Source organism: Campylobacter gracilis, from assembly GCF_018374135.1.
Classification (GTDB): Bacteria; Campylobacterota; Campylobacteria; order Campylobacterales; family Campylobacteraceae; genus Campylobacter_B; species Campylobacter_B gracilis_A.
Genome location: NZ_JAHAFS010000014.1, coordinates 27,314 through 45,603 on the forward strand (window position 1 = coordinate 27,314; position 18,290 = coordinate 45,603).

Below are 18,290 nucleotides of genomic sequence, written 5' to 3' on the forward strand. Positions count from 1 at the left end.
CCGCGTAAGCTCTTAAATTTAGTGCGGCGCAAGCGCACAGGGCGCGAAATCGCACCTAGATCGCGGCGCAGCCTTTGATCTCATCCTGCGATACGATCTCGTAGATTACGCCCGCGTTTTTGATAAACTCCTCCACGCGCGCGACGTGTGCAGGCTCCACGTTGATCACGAGGCTTCCGACGACGTTTTTATCAAGGCGCTCGAGCTTGCCCCAGACGATGTTAAAATTTATCTCCAAAGCGCGCGCCATGTGCGTGATCACGCTGTCAAACGCGACCGCGGGCGGGAAAAAGAGCCTGATATTCACGCCGCTTGCGGGCAGCACCTCCTCCTCGCCCAAAAACTCCTTCATATTCTCATCCGGGTGCAAAAACAGCGAGACGATATCGCCCGAGTTGCTCACGCGTCCGCCCTTAAGCAGAATCGCTCGCTGCGCGATGCCCTTTACGACCTCCATCTCGTGCGTAACAAGCACGATCGTAATGCCCAGCTCGCGATTGATGCGGCGCAGAAGCGATAAAATTTGAGCGGTGGTGTTAGGATCAAGCGCCGAAGTCGCCTCGTCAGAAAGCAAAATTTTAGGGCTTAATGCAAGCGCGCGAGCGATCGCCACGCGCTGCTTCTGTCCGCCGCTAAGCTCGCTAGGATAGGCATTTGCTTTATCCGCAAGCCCCACGAGCTCCAAAAGCTCGGCTACGCGCCGCTTCGTGTGGTCTTCGGAATGGCCCCAAAACGCAAGCGGCGTGGCGACGTTTTGCGCGACGCTGCGGCGGCTCATCAGCGCGAAGTGTTGAAAAATCATACCGATATTTTTGCGCAGCTCGCGGATCTGAGCGCCGCTTAGTTCTCTTACCTCCCTGCCCTCTACCTTGAGGCTTCCTTCTTGATAGTCCTCAAGGCCGTTTATGCAGCGCAGCAGCGTACTTTTGCCCGCACCGCTGCGACCGACGATGGCAAAAATTTCGCCCTGCTTCACCTCCAAGCTCACATCGTCGATCACGCAGGTTTTGCCGTAAAATTTCTTTAAATTTTCTATCTTTATCACTCAGATTTCCTCGTTCATAATTCCGCCGAAACGCCCCCAGAAATTTATAAAATTTCGCGCCTTAGCTCATCTGCGCTCTTTGGCGAAAGAAGCGCCGGAGCGATGTCAAATACGCTAAACGCGCCGCGCTCGCCTCTTTGCGCCAAACGATACGCCGCTCGGGCGTAGGCTACGAGCACGCTTGCGGTAAATTCTGGATTTGAGTCAAGCTTTAGCGAAAACTCGATCAGGTGCTTATTTTCGCCTCGCTCGCCCGTCGCTCCGCTTCGCAGGACGAATCCTCCGTGAGGGATGCCGCCGTGCTCTTTTTTAAGCGTCGCAAGATCTATGAAATGTACGCTCGTGTCGTAGTCGGCAAAGTAATTCGGCATCGTTTTTATCTCTTTTTCTATGCGCGCTTTCTCGGCGCCCTCTTCGGCTACGACGTAGCACTCGCGTAGGTGCTTTTCGCGCGTGCTAAGTTTTGGATTTTCGCCCGCGCGGACTCGCCCCAAGGCGCTTTCTATCGGCACGGTGTATTGGCGCGCATCCACGACGCCCTCGATCCTGCGGATAGCGTCGGAGTGGCCTTGGCTCACGCCTTTGCCCCAAAACGTGTAGCTGCTGCCGTTTTGTAGCACGCTCTCGCCAAATAGTCTATTTAACGAAAACAGACCCGGATCCCAGCCCACGGCGATGATGCCTACATTTCCGCCCGCTTTGGCTGCGGCATCCACGGCGGCGAAGTGCTCTGGGATTTTCGCGTGCGTATCGAAGCTATCGACGACGTTAAAGCTCCGCGCAAACTCGGGCGTCTGCGTCGGCAGATCGGTCGCGCTACCGCCGCAAAGCACCAAAACGTCAAATTCGCCCTTGTGCGATAAAATTTCATCCACGCTAAATACCGGAGCGCCGCATGTTTGCACGCTGTGCGACTCGCGGCGAGAAAACACCGCCGAAAGCTGCAGATCCTTGCTATTTCGCACGGCAAGCTCCACGCCGCGACCTAAATTTCCATATCCTAAAACCGCTATTTTTATTTTTTCGCTCATTTTTTATCCTTCAAATTTTAAAATTTAGCGCGTAAAACGGCGCGCTGCCGATGAAATTTTACCTCAGTAGGAAATAATAAATCACATATAACCAACTTAAAAATCCGTGGATTATCGCCCACATTATGCTTTTATTGACTCCCCACGATAGTGCGACGGCTATGACCGTGCCTAACGTAAATCCACCGATACCGCCTTTCATTCTTTCTCCTTGATTTAAAATTTAGGCTCAAACGAGCGGATTACTCGCCAAATGCCTTTAACTCGTCGCATACTTTGGCGAATTTTTCCTGCGCGCTTTGCAACCCTTCGCGGTTTGCGGCGACGACGTCAGCGGGCGCGGAGGAGATAAATTTTTCATTACCGAGCATCGCAGAGAGCTTTTCGATCTCTTTTTGCAACTTCGCTTTTTGCGCGCTAAGGCGCGAAACCACGCCGCTAAGATCGACTCCCTCGAGCGGTACGAAAGTTTCTAGCCTCTCGCTTACGTCGCGGGCGGAATTTGCGATATTTTGCTGCGTAAATTCCACTTCATCTACCTTTGCTAGCGTTTTGATATAGTCCGCGGCGGCGCTTAGATCGACTGCGGATTTGACGTAGGCTTTGGCTACGCGCGCATTGCCGAGCTCGATCGTCGCCTTTGCGCGGCGAATGCTAACGATCGCTTCAATAACGAGCGAAAACAGCTCCTCGATCCGCTCGTCGCGCTCGCCAGGCTGCGGGTATCGCATCACCATGATGGAGCGTGCGTCTTGCAGCTTCGTGCCGCTTAGCTCCTGATACAGATACTCGCTTAGAAACGGCATAAACGGGCTTAGTAGCTTCATCGCTTCTTTAAAAATCATCCCCAGCTCGCCTATCGCGGCCTTGTCCGCCTTGCTAAGCTCGATGCCCCAGTCGCAAAACTCGTCCCAGAAAAATTTATAAAGCTCGGTCGCAGCGTCGTTGAAGCGGTATTCGTCTAAATTTTCCCGCACCGCGCTCACGCAGCAGTTAAAGCGCGAAAGCATATATTTGCCGAGGCTCGTTTTGATCTGCGCCGCGTCCAAATCGTCAAATTTAGAAGCGTTTAAAAGCAAAAATTTGCTCGCATTATAGAGCTTATTCGTAAAATTTCGATATATCAAAAGCTTATCGTCGCTAAGGCGCAGATCGCGCCCCTGCACGCACAAAATCGTAAGCGTAAAGCGCAAAATATCGGCGCTAAATTCATCTATCTTTAGCAGCGGATCGACTACGTTTTTGCTCGATTTGCTCATCTTTTTGCCGTCTTTGTCCTTTACTAGAGCATGTAGGTAGATGTCGCGAAACGGCAGCTCGCCCATGGCGTTTTGGCACTGAAACATCATGCGCGCGACCCAGAAAAACAAAATGTCAAAGCCCGTAATTAACATAGTATTCGGATAAAATTCGCTCAAATCCTCCTCAAACCACTTCTCGTTTTTCAGCGCCTCGCCGTTGCCCCAACCAAGCGTGCTGATCGGCCAAAGACCGCTTGAAAACCACGTATCGAGCACGTCGGGATCTTGAGTAAAATTTTTGCCGCCGCATTTTGGGCAAGCATCGGGGCTTTCTCGCTCATCCGCCCACTGATGGCCGCAGTCGCAGTAAAACACGGGAATTCTATGCCCCCACCACAGCTGGCGACTGATGCACCAGTCCTTCAGCTCGCGCATCCAGGCATTGAAGCTATTGATCCAGTGCTTTGGGAAAAATTCCGCCTCACCGGAATTTACTTTGGTAATTGCATTTTTTGCGATATCTGCGCGGACGAACCACTGCTGCGAGATGTACGGCTCGACGACGTTTTTGCAGCGGTAGCAGTAGCCGACTTGATTTTCGTAATCCTCGATTTTTTCCATAAAGCCCAGTCGCTCAAGCTCCGCTACGATCTGATCGCGCGCGGCAAGTCGCTCTAGGCCTTGAAATTTACCGCACTGCTCGTTTAAAATTCCTTTTTCGTCAAATACCGTGATAAACTCCAGCTCGTGGCGCTTGCCGACCTCGTAGTCGTTGGTGTCGTGCGCTGGCGTGACCTTCACGGCACCCGTTCCGAAGCTCATATCGACGTATTCGTCGGCGATGATCTCTATCTCGCGGCCGATTAGCGGCAGTACGACTTTTTTGCCGATCAAATTTTTATAGCGTTCGTCCGCGGGATTTACCATTACGGCGGTATCGCCGAAGTAGGTCTCGGGGCGCGTAGTAGCCACTACGATAAATTTATCTTGCTCGTCCGCAAAATAGTAACGCAGATGATAAAGTTTTCCTTTGTTTTCCTTGTGCTCGACCTCTACGTCGCTTAATGCGCCGTCGTGCGTGCACCAGTTTACCATATAGTTTCCGCGCACGATGAGCCCCGCGTCGTATAAATTTACGAATGCTTTACGCACGGCGTTTTTAAGCCCCTCATCCATCGTAAAGCGCTGTCTGCTCCACGCAGGCGTGACGCCAAGGCGCTTCATCTGTTTTACGATCTGCCCGCCGCTTTGCTCCTTCCAGTGCCAAACATGTTTTAAAAACTCCTCGCGCCCTATCTCTTCTTTTTTGATCCCTTGCGCCAAAAGCTCGCGCTCGACGACGTTTTGCGTCGCGATACCTGCGTGATCTAACCCCGGCTGCCACAGCGTTTTGTAACCGTCCATTCGCTTGTATCGCGTCATTATGTCTTGCAACGTATAAGTGAGCGAGTGCCCGATATGAAGCACTCCGGTGACATTCGGCGGCGGTAGCATAATGCAAAAGTTTTTGCCTTTTTGCTGGATATCTTTATTGCCGTCGATCTCGAAGTAGCCGCGCTGCTCCCAAATTTTATAAAAGCTCTCCTCTACGGCTTTCGCGTCGTAAAAATCTGCCATTTTCAGCCCTTTTTTAAAATTTTAAATTTTGCGATTTTAGCGGAATTTATGTAAAGCGCTCATTAAAGCGTGCCAATTCTGCATTATACAATAAAATGTAGTATTTAAATATATATAAAAATATCGAATTTTAGAATATTTTAGATAAAATTTTGAAAAATCATATAAAAACACTTGACATTAAAAATTCTACCTGCTATAATACCGCGAAATTTTAACCAAAAGGATTAAATATGAAGAAATTTCTTCTCGCTTCGCTTCTTAGCGCCAGCGTCGTCAGCTTCGCTCTTGCCGAAAAAATCGTAGTCGCCGCTACTCCGATACCGCATGCCGAAATTTTAGAGCAGATCAAACCCGATCTAAAAGCCCAAGGCTACGATCTTGAGGTCAAGGTTTTCAACGACTACGTAACCCCGAACCTCGCTACTGATAGCGGCGACGTGGATGCGGGATTTTTTCAGCACGTGCCGTATATGGAGGAATTTAACGCTAATAAAGGCACAAAATTAAAAGCGACCGTGGGCGTGCATTTAGAGCCGATGGGCATCTACAGCCATAAGATTAAAAATTTAAAAGATCTTAAAAACGGCGCCAAAGTTGCCGTGCCAAACGATCCGACCAACGAAAGCCGCGCACTTGATCTGCTCGTAGCCGCGGGGCTCATCGAAGTTGATCAAAACGCCAAGCTTCGCACGCCGTTAGATGTCACGAAAAACCCTAAAAATTTAGAAATTTTAGAGCTTGAAGGCGCCGCGCTTCCGCGAACCCTGGGCGATGTAGATATTGCAGTTATCAACTCAAATTTTGCCTTTAATGCAAATTTAAACCCAATCAAGGATTCGCTATTTTTAGAAAAGGCTGAGGGCAACCCTTACACAAATGTCATCAGTGTTAAAGAAGGCAACGAAAACAGCCCTAAAATCAAGGCGCTAGATAAAGCGATCCAAAGCGAGAAAGTGAAAAAATTTATCGAGACGCAATATAAAGGCGCAATCATCCCGTCTTTTTAACTTCTCCTCTTTTTAAAATTCGGCGCACGATTCGCGCCGAATTTGCTGGCATTCGCTATTTTATTTACTATCTTTTTTTATAATTGCGCGAAATTTACCGAATAAAGGAAAAATAATGAAAAGAATTTTATCTTTCAGCTTTGTTGCCGCTATGGCTATATCTTCGCTTAATGCAGGCGTTTTGGCTACTGCAAAAGACGCGAATATCACTATTACGGATGAGGATGTTGCACCATTTTTAGCTCAAGGTATGCAGCACGGCGGGCAGGAACCGACCGCCGATGAGAAGAAAAAACTAATCGATGATCTAATCAAATACAAACTCCTAATCGCAGAGGCAAAAAAATCAGGCATTGAAAACAGCGACGAATATAAGCATCAGCTAGAGCTTGCTAAAGATGGCATCGCATTTAATCTATGGCAACGCGAACAGGCTAAAGACGTAAGCATCAGCGACGAGGAAGCTAAAAAAATTTATGATGAAAATAAACAGAATTTCATGCAACCAGATTCCGTTACCGCAAGTCATATCTTAGTAGCAGACGAAAAGGCTGCTAAAAATGCGATTGCGAAACTATCAAAAGTCAAAAAAGAGAATTTAAAAGAGGAATTTAATAAGCTAGCTAAAGAAATTTCAATCGATCCAAGTGCTAAAGAAAACGGCGGCGATCTGGGTTCTTTTGGCAAAGGCATGATGGTGCCGGAGTTTGAAAAAGCGGCGTTTGCGCTAAAAGATGGTGAGATGAGCAAAACGCCGGTAAAGACACAATTCGGATATCATGTAATCTACAAAGAAAGCAGCAAAAAGGCTGAGACTATGCCGTTTGAAAAAGTAAAAGATCTCATCAAAAATCAGCTACTTCCAAGCAAAGTAAACAAAAAAATCGATGACAAAGCTAACGAGCTATTCGGCAAACTAAACATCGAATACGCAAAATAGTTTTAATTTTAAGGCGCGAGGCTATTAAATTTATACGTAAGTTCGCTGCGGCAGTAACTTGCAAGGATAAATTTTAGCCCGCGCTTTTGTTTTATATGCGCTAAATTTTGCGAAATTTTAAGCTCACTCTTATATCGTCGGATTGTTAAATTCTAAATTTATTCGCTCTGCTGATGTTAAATTTTGCGGAATTTTAAGCGTAGCTAGTTTTTTACACATTAAATCAAGGAATTCAAATGCTTTCTAATATCGTAAATTTTATCGTAGAATTTGTTGCGGGCTGGGGATACCTTGGCATTTTTGTGATGATGTTTTTAGAAAGCAGCTTCTTTCCCTTCCCAAGTGAAGTAGTGATGATCCCTGCGGGCTATCTGGCCTCAAAATCGCAGATGAGCTTTGTTATAGCATTTGTTTGTGGGCTTGGCGGCAGCATCACCGGCGCGCTGTTTAATTACTATCTATGCTATTTTTTTGGACGTAAGATTATCGCTAAATACGGAAAATATGTAGGTATCACCGAGGAGAAATTTGCAAAATTCGAAGCGTTTTTTAACCGCCATGGCGAAATTTCAACGTTTAACTGCCGCCTAATCCCAGGCATTCGTCAATACATCAGCCTTCCTGCGGGGCTTGCAAAGATGAATATCGCGCGCTTCGTGCTATTTACCGGCCTTGGGGCTGCGATTTGGACATTAATACTGATGAGCCTGGGATATTTCATCGGCGAAAACGAGGAGCTAATCAAGCAAGATCTGCATCTAATTACGATCGCTCTGTTCGCCGTCGTCATTATAATCTCGCTTCTATATGTTTATTTTATAAAACGCAAAAAATAGCTTCGCGCTAGTAAATATAAATACAATAAAAAATTCCATTTTATCGCCTTTAAGTTCAAATTCTTCAAATTATAATTTAAGCTAAACAAGAATTTTTATAATTTCACTTTCATAATCTGCGTGCAATACGATATTTCTATTAAAGTGTAATTATGCCTTAGTAGCGAATTCAAAAATATTTTTTAAGTAAAATTCTATTTAAAGCCTTAAACAATCATACTAATTTCTAAATTTTAATTTTTCGTTACGTTTTAAGCTGTTTTTAATACTAAAAGCTTTAAAATTCCATTAACAATTTCAACGAAAGGACTTATTATGGCAAAGACCAGAAAAGAACACGATTTCATCGGTGAATTAGAAATTTCCGACGATTTTTACTACGGTGTGCAAACATTTAGGGCACTAGAGAACTTCCATCTAAGCGGACGAACGCTCAAAGACTATCCATTTTTTATCAAAGCATTTGCACAAATCAAAAAAGCAGCTGCGCTAGCCAATAAAGAGGTCGGAGTCCTAGACGCACAAAAAGCCGATGCGATTGCAAAAGCTTGCGACAGGCTCATCGCAGGAGAGTTTAGAGATCAATTCGTAGTCGATATGATCCAAGGCGGCGCCGGAACTTCGACGAATATGAATACCAACGAGGTCATTACCAATATAGCTTTGGAGAGCATGGGACATAAAAAGGGCGAATACCAATACCTCCATCCAAACGACCACACAAATTTGGGTCAAAGTACCAACGATACCTATCCTAGCTCGATCAAAGTCGCCGCTTACGCCAAGCTAACCGATCTATTAAAAGCTATGGAAAATTTGAAAAAAGAGCTTGAAGTTAAAGCCAAAGAATACAAAGATATCATCAAAATGGGAAGGACGGAGCTTGAGGACGCCGTTCCTACTACTCTTGGAAACACCTTCAATGCTTTTGCTACCTACATCAAAACCGATATCGCACTTATCAAAGCCGCTAGGGAGTCTATGACTTACCTAAATATGGGTGCTACGGCGATCGGCACGGGTATCAACTGCCACCCTGATTACAAAAACGTAGTCGAGAAAAAGCTAGGCGAGATCACCGGCGTTAAATTTAAAGCTGCAGAGGATTTCATCGCCGCTACGCAAGACACTGCCGATTTCGTTCACGTTAGCGGCGCGTTAAAAACAGCAGCCGTCCGCCTAAGTAAAATCGCAAACGACCTACGTCTTATGAACTCCGGTCCTAGATGCGGTCTAGGCGAAATCGAGCTTCCTAAGATGCAACCGGGCAGCTCCATCATGCCGGGCAAAGTAAATCCGGTCATCGCCGAGGTCGTAGGCGAGGCTTGCTACGAGGTAATCGGCAACGACGTGACTATTATGCTTTGCTCCGAACGCGGAGAATTTGAGCTAAATGCGTTCGAGCCCGGCATCGCATATGCGTTATTTAACTCGATCGTGCTTTTAGAAAATGCGATGAATACACTAGCTGAAAAAGCTATCAAACACCTAAAGGCAAATCCTGAAGCTTGCTTAAAATCGGTATTAAATTCCGTCGGTATCGTTACTGCATTTAATCCTTACATCGGTTACGAAAAATCCGCAAGTATCGCCAAAGAGGCACTTCAGACCGGAAAATCTGTCGGCGAAATCTGCTTAGAGCGCGGATATTTGAAAAAAGAGGAGATCGATAAGATCCTAGAGCCTAAATCTATGCTCAACCCACATATGAGCAAAAAATAGTTCCAAACTAGGTGCGGCGCGGAATTTCGTCGGTTAATTTAATAGGCGAAATTCCGCAAAGTAGAATTCTATTCTAATATAGATAAGATTGATCGTGCAGAATTCCGTAGATGCAGAATTTCATCAAGTTAGATTTAGCTTCCGTGGAGTAAAATTCCACTTGCGAAATTTTAGGATAAAATTCCGCATAGAATTCCGACCACTGAATTATAAAGATAATTCGGATTTTACCTGCTGAGATCTTTAGAATTCTGCGCGCCGTTAAAAAAAATACTTTATAAGGAGTTTTGCAATGGACTTTATGGTGATATTGCAATTTATCGTGTTGCTCGGCGGCATCTACCTAGGCGTTAAGCTAGGCGGCATGGGCGTCGGTTATGCAGGCGGCTTAGGCGTTGTCGTCCTAGCCATTTTGGGCATGAAGGTCGATATGAAGGATATCCCGATTGACGTTATCCTAATTATCGCATCGGTAATCTCCGCGATTACGGCGCTGCAAGTCGCAGGCGGACTTGATTATTTGGTTCAGGTAGCATCTAAAATTTTAAGGAAAAATCCTAAGCAGATCAACTTCCTAGCGCCTATCGTTACCTATCTACTTACGATACTTGCGGGCACAGGGCATACTGCGTTTTCTATGATCCCGGTTATCGTCGAGGTCGCAAAGACGCAGAATATCAAGCCTTCCGCTCCTCTTGCGCTCTCGGTCGTCTCGTCTCAGGTAGCGATCACTGCGAGCCCTATTTCGGCGGCATTCGTCGCTATGAGCGGTCTGTGCGAGAAGCTAGGCGTTAGCTATCCTAAGCTTTTGTTTATCTGCATCTCTACTACCTTCGTAGCTATGATCATCACGGCTTTCATCGTAAATAAATTCTACGATCTCGATCTTTCAAAAGACCCTGTTTACAAAGAGAGACTTTCAAAAGGTCTTGTAGCCGAGATCAAAGCCGAGGAGTATAAAGAGCCGAAACCTTACGCGAAAAGATCGGTTGCGATATTTGCCGTCGGTGTTTTGATCGTCGTTTGCTATGCGCTTGCGATCTCAAAGAGCGTCGGCTTGGTAGAAAAACCAATCCTTTCAAGAGATAGCGCGATCATCAGCTTTATGCTAACTATCGGCTTTCTTATCGCTGTTTTGTGCAAGATCGATACGGGCAAACTGCTCTCTACCAGCACTTTCCAAAGCGGTATGAATGCGTGCATCTGCGTCATCGGTATCGCATGGCTCGGTACGACTTTCGTAAACGGACATATCGATGCCATCAAAGATGTGGCTAAAAACGTCGTCACGCAGTATCCTTTCGTGCTAGCTATCGCGCTATACTTCCTAAGCTGCTTGCTATACTCGCAGGCTGCGACTACAAAGGTCATGATGCCTGCCGTTGCCGCCGCGCTTGGAATGACTAGCCCTGAAAATTCCGGTCAAATTTGGATCTTGGTCGCATCGTTCGCAGCCGTTTCGGGCTTGTTCGTGCTACCTACATATCCTACGACGCTGGGCGCTATCGCGATGGACGATACCGGCACGACGAGGGTCGGTAAATTCGTATTTAATCACTCGTTTTTTATCCCGGGTACCCTAATGGTAGGTATCTCAGTCGCGCTAGGATTTATCGTAGCTCCTGCGCTGATCTAAGATTAGTATTCCTTTCATTTGCGCCGAATTTTTCGGCGCATTTTTCATACCATTTAAAATTTTTAATACAATCTAATAGATAAAATTCTATCGATTTTGGGGTCTGCCATATTTGCTTATAAATTTAACTTCTAATCGCATGCAAAAAACTACAAGTCTTCCGGTAGTATTTGAGTGGAAGTAAAATTTTATTTGAAATTTCATACCCATATTATGCTAGATGATAAATCAAAATTTCAGCCAAAAAACATATAATGTAAGAAATTTAAAACAAGGATAAAATATGAAAAATCTCATCATCATCGCTCATCCCGATATGGCAAGCTCACACGCAAACAAGGCGTGGCGCGAGGTAGCCAAAAAGCAAGCGGATAAATTTGATATTCACGAAATTTACGCCGCTTATCCTAACGGCAAAATAAACGTAGCGCGCGAGCAGGGGTTACTTTTGAGCCACGATAAAATTATCATTCAGTTTCCACTTTATTGGTACAGCTATCCGCCGCTTTTAAAGCGATGGTTCGACGATGTATTTGCCTACGGCTGGGCTTACGGCAGCACCGGCGACAAGCTAAAAGGTAAAGAATTCGCCCTAGCGATCACTATCGGCGACGAGCGAAACAACTATAAAAAAGACGGCACGATCGGATTTGACATAGAAGAAGTTATCACGCCTTTTAAATGCGCGATGAATTTTACAGGCGCCAAGCTGCTGCCGTGCCACTTTGGCTATGGATTTTCATTTCATCCAGATAGCGAATATATCGCAAAAAGTGCAGAAAAATACGAAGAATTTTTAGCAAAATTTTAAAATTTACAAAGGCAAAATCGCTTTTTTAGTCGCGAAATTTTATTTTAAAAAGTGGCGGATGAAGATCGTCTCGTTTCATCCGTACTGCTTGGCACGCTTCCTGGATCGCTATTTTTGCGTTGCACACGCAGCTTGCTGAATAATCCCCCACCCTTTTGATCGTAAAATTTTATTCCCTTCTCCTCTCCCCCTAAATGGGCAAAGTTTACGTTAAAAATTTATACGAAATTTTTCCGTATAGAGCATGCTTTAGTGCAGCCATATAAAAATCAATGAGCATAAAATTTTACCTAAAAATTTGCACCCGCTCGCAATAATACTCGTATTAAATTTCCACAAGGCGCTAAAAAACTATGCATGCCCACCCGGCTCAAACCCTCCGCTAAATTCATAAAACGCTGCGAACTACGCGTTTACCGCTACTGAGCTGTATATGCTGTCATGAGCCCGCCAAGCTCATCCTCATCAATGTCAAAACAACAATCACTCATCTTGCTAGAAAGTGCGTCAGCTGGCAGGTATCAAGGAGAGTTACTGCGAAAGCGGTGCAAAATACGATACCTCCGCGCCGAGCTGCTTAGCGCTTGCTGCTCTGCGCGCGCAAACCCAAGATCCAAAAAGAGATTTAAAGTAAAGTAGCGCCTGCCACCACCCTGCGCGCGTGCAAATAGCTCAAAGAAAAGTTTGCTGCGCTCACTTCGCCACTGAGCGCAATTTGCCTATTGCGCGGCTATTAATGCTTTCAGATTTTAACTTGTTCGCTTTTACTTTCCGTCTTTTAAATGCCTGCGCGCAGCTAGTTGCAAAGACGTATTCGCTGGATATACCTTGTAGCTCGCCCCCATGCCCTCGATAAAAATCCGTCGTAATATTTATGCAGATATTTGACAATAGGATCGTTTGGATGTGATCTTTTATACGAAATCTAAAAGCTCTACGTCGATACTGATGTGCACCATTTTTTGCTCTGCGCGCGCTGCCTACGTCGCTGCGGTCACAATTTTTCTGATACGACACTTAGAGACAACCTATCGCTAAAACTACCGAAAAGCTTTTAGCCTTGTTTTTTTGCTTTAGAATTTAGTCTCAATCAGTTCTTTGCTAATAAACCGACAGAATTTCCATGCTTTGATATAACCCATCCGCGCAGAATTTAGCTAAATTTATTTGGATTCTTAAAAACGTGCCAACTTTTCTATCGCGTCTTATTTCAAATAGCAGCAAAATTCTACCGCCACACTGCAAAGAGTTAAATTCTATCAGGCAGATTTATTAAAATTTTTAAGAGTAGCAAAAGCAGTAATAGATGATTAATGCTTTTCCAAATGGATACCGCTACCATTAAAATTTTAATCAAAAGATACCCATTAAATTTACGCTCTTTAAATTAGCCAGCAAAAGCTTAAATTTCACAAGGTTTCCTGTGAAAGCAAACCCCGCAATACTTCATTAAGTAGCGCAAAAAAGCCGCTTTAAATTTTATCCCGCGACGCGATTTACCCAGATCAAAAACTCATCGCTCGGGTTCTCGTTGTCTAGATGCGCGGGAGTGACGAGCTCAAGCGCGGTCTGCGGGATCGTCGTTTTGAACGTCTGTGTTACCCACTGCTGAAATTTCACGTTTGGATGCACGATAAAATCGTCATCCTCGCTGTTTGGCGGCGTGCTAAAATCCTCATCCCAGCAGATCTCATCGTATCCGATCGCGAGCAATCGCAAAAAATCAAGCCCGCTGTTAGCCAAAACACAGGTCATGCTCGAGCCCGAGCCGGAGCCCATGTGCGGGGTCTAGTCTCACCTGCATCGTCCAGCCATAGCGCGCACATCGAGCCCTCCGAGCCGCTGCCCGCGAGCACGCAAAGCCGCTGCTTGATCTCCGCGGCAAGCTCGCGATCCTCGCCGTAAAACCAATACCTTAACTCCTCGTCGCGATTTTTCGGCTCATCCGTGAAAAATACGATGTCCATGCCGCCCTCGCGCTCATCGTCGCTCCAGCTCTGCTGCAGCCGATCTTGCGGGTAGAGATAGCCGCGTCTGCGCCCGCCCGCGTCGTCATAAAAGCCGTTTGCTTCGATCCACGCATAAAGCGTCTCAAGTTCGCTCGGCACGCGCATGCCCTGCGGTAGCGCCTCGCGCAACTGCGCTAACAATAAATTTTCCACGATCGCTCCTTTTGCTAAATTTGCCGCTCAAATTTTACTCTGTTTCGGCTAAATTTACGGATATTTTTCTAATATCTGCGGCGTTTTACACGTCCCGTCGCCGCAAGCGTAAATCGGACTTTTAAAATTTAGCCGATTGTGGTTGCGATACGTGCGCGGCGGCGGCGTGAGCGCATATTTGAAAAAAGGGTATGAGAATTTTCAGTAGAAAAATGCGTAAAATTTTACGACTTAAATTTTACATCTTGCAATCTCTTTGCTATATTTTTTAGGAATTTTCGGTTTTAAATTTAGCTCGCCGCAAAGAGTGAAATTTTAGCGATACCTATAAATTTAAAATTTCCCGCGCCTTTTGTTTGCACGCCTCAAATTTTTGTTCAAACTCCGCGCGTCTTTGCAGCTCGTTTTTCGCCCCCATTTTGGTGTATCCCGAGCCTCGCCCTAGAAAATATACATAGCCGGTATCTTTAAACTCCACCGCAAGCGACATTTGCGCACCCTCTACGCCCTCACAAATAAGCTGCGCAAGCGCATACTCCTCCAGCGCAAAGGCGTGCGGATACAGGCTTATCTTTTTTAGATTTTTAAGAGCGGCAAGCGGCAAAAGCGCCGGATATGGAGCCTTGCACTTCACCCAGGTTAGTTTTAGCACTTCAAGACCGCATAAGCCTTTGAGAAACTCGAAATCTACAATCGGCTGATCCCAATCCAGCGTACCGTTGATACACAGATATCGTAGCGAGGCTATGCCGCTAAGTCCCGAAAAATCGCTCGCTCTGCGTAAATTTTCAAAATGCGCCGATCTTAAGTTTTTCAGCTCGCGCAGAGGCGAAAGGGCACAAAATCCCGAGACGTATTCCAAAACGAGCTCCTGCAAAAGCGGCAGCTCGGCGAGAAAATCGATATTTTTTACTTGAGCTCTCGTAATGCGCAGACGCTTAAGCTGCCCAAGTCTCGGTAGTGCGGCGATCTGCTCCTTGCTCGGAAGATGCAGAGTAAGCTCCTGCAGATCCCCACACTCAAAAATCTGCTCCCAAAAAGGAGTCTCCGCCCCGATAGTAGCGATCTGCAAGCTTTGCTTATCCGCCACGGGGCCGTTTAGCGCGAATGCGAAACGCTCGCGGTTCGGCACCATCGCCCAGTAATCGTCCTTTCGATCTAGCAGATCCGCAAAGTGATGTATCATTTGCAATCTCCGTTTTTAAAATTTTAAAGCGCGTGATTTTATCGCGCAAGCGGTGACGCTAAATTTAAACCCATCTATCGAGCTCGCAAAACTTCTTTTCAAACTATGCCGCCGTAAAATTTAGGCTCGCCGCGGCTCGGCCCGCAAATGTCTCCGCCACCGCAATAACTCGCCGCGGTAGTTTGCAAATTTAAGCCCGCCAAATTTAAGCCAGGCGGGCTCTAGTCAAATTTAAGCCGCACAAGCTTTTGTTAAATCAAGCTCACGCGCTTCGAATTTACAAATTTTGCCGCCGTCTTATAGGGCAGAGAAATTTCGTCTAAATTCCAAGCTCGGCTCTTACGAGTGCTTCGTTTTGCGGCGTCAAAAAGCCCGCGATATCCTGCCACATGGAGTGAAAGCCGTATCCGCCGTCTATCATCTCGCTGCGCGCGGCACCCAGGCTCCAGTCCTGATAGATCACGCGGTACATCGCCACCACAAGGCCCGTGCGATCGGCTCCGTGATAGCAGTGCATGAGCACGGCGCCCTCCTTTTGGCGCTCGCGAATGGTGCGCAAGACGTCCGCGATCTGCGCGGGCTTTATCTCCCAGCTTTGAAGCGGCTTGTTCGCGAGCCAAAATTGATCCCCAAACGCCCTTCTGTCGCCGCCTCTGCTAAAATGGCGCAGATTTACGATGCTTTTGATGCCTAGCTCGTGCAGCTTCGCGGCGTAGCTTCCATCAAGCTGAGCGCTGCGAAACAGCAGCTCGTCCACGCGGTAGAAATTTTTCGCTTCGTCGATGAGGGTTGCTTTTTGCGATGAGTTTGGGTTTATGCTGCGCGCTGCGGTATCTGCGCTTTTAAAATGTGCGTTTTGAAATTTGGCGTCTTTTGCGTCCGCGAGATTTTGCTCCGCGCCGCTCGTTTTTCTAAAATTTATGGAATTTGCTTCTGTCGCAAGCTCCGCATTCATGCCGGTCGCAAAGAAAAATGCGACCGCTAGCGCAAGGGTTTTAAATTTCAAATTTCATCCTTTAAATTTGGCTAAATTTTATGATTTTTGTAAAATTTGACGCTCGCGGTTAAAATACAAAATAGCAAGCGCGCCTTAATTAACGCAAAATTTGGGCGTCAAGCCCGCCCGAAATCCGCCGCGGGATTTCGCTGCAATCCCGCAAAGCGCGCCGTAAAAATCAAAATTTCGTTTTAAATTTCCCCGTTCCCGCCCTCGGTATCGCTAGATCAGTACGCGGTAGTTACATTGCGTAGTTACATTGCCCCTGTAAATTTACTGAAAATAAATCGTAAAAGGGGTGCGCCCGTTTCCGCGAGCGCTGCCATAAACCTGCTTCGCAGGTGAGTTTCGTACTCGCCTCTTGCGATACTTACCCGAAATTTTTCTAAATTTTACGCTTTTAGCTTTCGATCAGATCGGTCTGCCAGTTCGCGCCTTGCAGCGTCGTGTCGAGCTGCCTGATCTGCTTTGCTAGCTCGTCCACCTGCTTTTGCAGCGCCGCGACATCGACCGTGCTTAAAATTTTAATCTCGCTGCGCGAATAAGCGTCCACTTTTTGCGCGGCAGCTTGCGCGAAAGCCCGCAATGCGCCCGCTTTTAACGTGAGTATGTCGCGCTTGGCGATTAGCTCGGTTAGGCTCTTGCCGTCCGCTTTTGCGGTGCAGTTGGTTAAATTTATCCGAACGATTAGCCGCTCAAGCTCGCTTGTGAGCGCGTCTAGCTCGGCTAGCAGCGCCTTTGGTTCTTCGCTAGGATTCTCGCCCTCTTGCACCTTTGCGTTATCTGCGAGTCTTGATTTTAGCTGCTCGATGCGTTTTTGTATATCTGCGCGCAGTATCAGCGCCTCGGCTAGTTTCATTTTCGTCCTTTTTAAAATTTATTTGCCGCCGCCAAGCTGTCTATCCTGTCCGTAGTGTAGCGAATACGGGCCGTAGAGCAAGCATTTGTTGCAGTTCTGCCCCAAAAGTATCGCATCTGCGCTCGCAGAGAGCTTGTATCCCGCGTCGGAGACAGTATCGCCGATCTGTTTGATGACAGCGGAGATCAGCATACCCACGAGATTGTTACCGCCTCCGCCCGAGTCGTCGCTGACCTGCGCCGAGCCCTCCCAGAGCGTCGCGCCGCTTCGCAGATCCACAAGTTTGGCATTGACCGCCACTACGTTCGTGCTTTTGATAAGCATATACGAAGTGCCGTATTTGACGACGTTCAGATACAGCACGGCGTCCGCACCAAAAATCTGCCTTAGCTTGTGCGCGGAGACGTTTTGAATCTCGCTCGCCTCGTAAATTCCGTTATTTTTGAAGGTCTCATGCACGAGCGCAGGCGAAAATACATAATAGCCCGCCTCACTTAGCGGATAGATCGCGTTGGCAAGCACGGCGGGACCCGCATCCACTTCGGTAGTTTCGTTTGTCGGCATCAGCACCAAAATCGATCGAGGCTTAGCCTGCTGAAGCGCCGAGTAGTCATAAATTTCAGGCTCACTTAGAGCGCACGCATTAAAAAACAGCGCCACGAATACGCTAAAAATCGCTATTTGAGCTTTATTTTTCATTTTTTAGCCTTTTTATTCGTTTTGCCGCCCTGTTTCGCGGCAGCTTTGCCTTGCTTTACAGAGGCTGCTTTGGCGACTTCGCGTTCGCTTGATCCTTGGACTTTATCAGCGCCCGGCTTGGTCGCAGCCTCAGCTTTTTTAAGCGCGGCGGGGTTTGTAACGAAGGTCAAAAACGGCTTTGATTCAGGGAAGGCCTGAGCTTCTTTTTCAAAGTTCTCCCTCGCCCTCGCGCCGTTGCCCGCGCTTAGATACAAAAGTCCCAGATGTGAATAAAGCCCCGGCGGGACTTTGAGCCCCTTTTCGTATGCCTTTTGGATAGATTTTTCAAGCGCTTCGATCTGCTCGCCTACGTCGCCTTCCTGCTTTAGATACTGATAGGTCGAGTCCGTGTAGCTGCCGTCCCAGTAATAAATTTGATTCCGCGTCCCGCCGCCGCAGCCGCAAAAGATCACGGCAGCAGCGGAAAGCGCAAAAACGCTACCTGCTTTCAAATTTTAT

At 46.8% G+C, this 18,290-nt stretch carries 17 protein-coding genes; 6 read left to right on the plus strand and 11 right to left on the minus strand.

What is annotated here, in order from left to right:
• Window positions 1-55 precede the first annotated feature (55 nt).
• From KH703_RS07545 to KH703_RS07560, 4 genes are read right to left on the minus strand one after another with little or no spacing between them, the layout of a single operon-like run.
• Window positions 56-1,045 carry a methionine ABC transporter ATP-binding protein gene (locus KH703_RS07545; RefSeq protein ID WP_177389285.1) on the minus strand — a complete coding sequence of 330 codons (990 nt, stop codon included), beginning with the start codon at window positions 1,043-1,045 and terminating at the stop codon, window positions 56-58.
• Between the two features lie 44 nt (window positions 1,046-1,089).
• Entirely contained in the window at window positions 1,090-2,076 is a 987-nt protein-coding gene (locus KH703_RS07550) for a diaminopimelate dehydrogenase (RefSeq protein WP_304295287.1), read from the minus strand.
• Between the two features lie 58 nt (window positions 2,077-2,134).
• Window positions 2,135-2,278, minus strand: coding sequence for a hypothetical protein (locus KH703_RS07555; protein ID WP_304295288.1), 144 nt, complete (start codon window positions 2,276-2,278; stop codon window positions 2,135-2,137).
• Between the two features lie 40 nt (window positions 2,279-2,318).
• Window positions 2,319-4,934: a valine--tRNA ligase gene (locus KH703_RS07560; RefSeq protein ID WP_304295289.1), complete on the minus strand. Its 2,616-nt coding sequence runs from the start codon at window positions 4,932-4,934 to the stop codon at window positions 2,319-2,321.
• Between the two features lie 233 nt (window positions 4,935-5,167).
• Here KH703_RS07560 and KH703_RS07565 point away from each other — a divergent pair, with 233 nt between their 5' ends.
• The 6 genes from KH703_RS07565 (at window position 5,168) to KH703_RS07590 (ending at window position 11,889) form a co-directional block, all read left to right on the plus strand.
• A complete protein-coding gene (locus KH703_RS07565; protein WP_005870677.1) occupies window positions 5,168-5,944 on the plus strand; it encodes a MetQ/NlpA family ABC transporter substrate-binding protein in 777 nt (258 codons plus the stop codon).
• Between the two features lie 115 nt (window positions 5,945-6,059).
• On the plus strand, window positions 6,060-6,884 hold the full coding sequence (locus KH703_RS07570) for a peptidylprolyl isomerase (protein ID WP_297880512.1): 825 nt from the start codon (window positions 6,060-6,062) through the stop codon (window positions 6,882-6,884).
• A gap of 236 nt (window positions 6,885-7,120) precedes the next feature.
• Window positions 7,121-7,720: a DedA family protein gene (locus tag KH703_RS07575; protein WP_304295290.1), complete on the plus strand. Its 600-nt coding sequence runs from the start codon at window positions 7,121-7,123 to the stop codon at window positions 7,718-7,720.
• Window positions 7,721-8,035: 315 nt separating this feature from the next.
• The gene (locus tag KH703_RS07580; RefSeq protein ID WP_304295291.1) at window positions 8,036-9,442 is read left to right on the plus strand and encodes an aspartate ammonia-lyase; all 1,407 of its coding nucleotides are present in this window, start codon (window positions 8,036-8,038) and stop codon (window positions 9,440-9,442) included.
• Window positions 9,443-9,734: 292 nt separating this feature from the next.
• Window positions 9,735-11,078: an anaerobic C4-dicarboxylate transporter gene (locus KH703_RS07585; protein WP_304295292.1), complete on the plus strand. Its 1,344-nt coding sequence runs from the start codon at window positions 9,735-9,737 to the stop codon at window positions 11,076-11,078.
• 283 nt (window positions 11,079-11,361) lie between these two features.
• Window positions 11,362-11,889, plus strand: coding sequence for an NAD(P)H-dependent oxidoreductase (locus KH703_RS07590; protein WP_298757837.1), 528 nt, complete (start codon window positions 11,362-11,364; stop codon window positions 11,887-11,889).
• Window positions 11,890-13,368: 1,479 nt separating this feature from the next.
• On the opposite strand, the gene KH703_RS07595 is transcribed toward KH703_RS07590, so the two are convergent.
• The 7 genes from KH703_RS07595 to KH703_RS07625 all read right to left on the minus strand — a co-directional run bounded on the left by KH703_RS07595 (window position 13,369) and on the right by KH703_RS07625 (window position 18,283).
• The gene (locus tag KH703_RS07595) at window positions 13,369-13,644 is read right to left on the minus strand and encodes a hypothetical protein (RefSeq protein WP_304295293.1); all 276 of its coding nucleotides are present in this window, start codon (window positions 13,642-13,644) and stop codon (window positions 13,369-13,371) included.
• A complete protein-coding gene (locus tag KH703_RS07600) occupies window positions 13,641-14,051 on the minus strand; it encodes a hypothetical protein (RefSeq protein WP_304295294.1) in 411 nt (136 codons plus the stop codon). The genes KH703_RS07595 and KH703_RS07600 overlap by 4 nt, the downstream gene beginning before the upstream one ends.
• A gap of 325 nt (window positions 14,052-14,376) precedes the next feature.
• The gene (locus KH703_RS07605; protein WP_304295295.1) at window positions 14,377-15,237 is read right to left on the minus strand and encodes a hypothetical protein; all 861 of its coding nucleotides are present in this window, start codon (window positions 15,235-15,237) and stop codon (window positions 14,377-14,379) included.
• Between the two features lie 319 nt (window positions 15,238-15,556).
• Window positions 15,557-16,243 (minus strand): tyrosine-protein phosphatase, encoded by a 687-nt coding sequence (locus KH703_RS07610; protein WP_304295296.1) that lies wholly within the window; start codon window positions 16,241-16,243, stop codon window positions 15,557-15,559.
• 391 nt (window positions 16,244-16,634) lie between these two features.
• Complete coding sequence (locus KH703_RS07615; protein ID WP_304295297.1) at window positions 16,635-17,093, minus strand: DIP1984 family protein; 459 nt, start codon at window positions 17,091-17,093, stop codon at window positions 16,635-16,637.
• A gap of 18 nt (window positions 17,094-17,111) precedes the next feature.
• On the minus strand, window positions 17,112-17,792 hold the full coding sequence (locus tag KH703_RS07620; protein ID WP_304295298.1) for a DUF799 domain-containing protein: 681 nt from the start codon (window positions 17,790-17,792) through the stop codon (window positions 17,112-17,114).
• The gene (locus KH703_RS07625; protein WP_304295299.1) at window positions 17,789-18,283 is read right to left on the minus strand and encodes a DUF4810 domain-containing protein; all 495 of its coding nucleotides are present in this window, start codon (window positions 18,281-18,283) and stop codon (window positions 17,789-17,791) included. Before KH703_RS07625 ends, KH703_RS07620 begins: the two co-directional genes overlap by 4 nt.
• Window positions 18,284-18,290 lie beyond the last annotated feature (7 nt).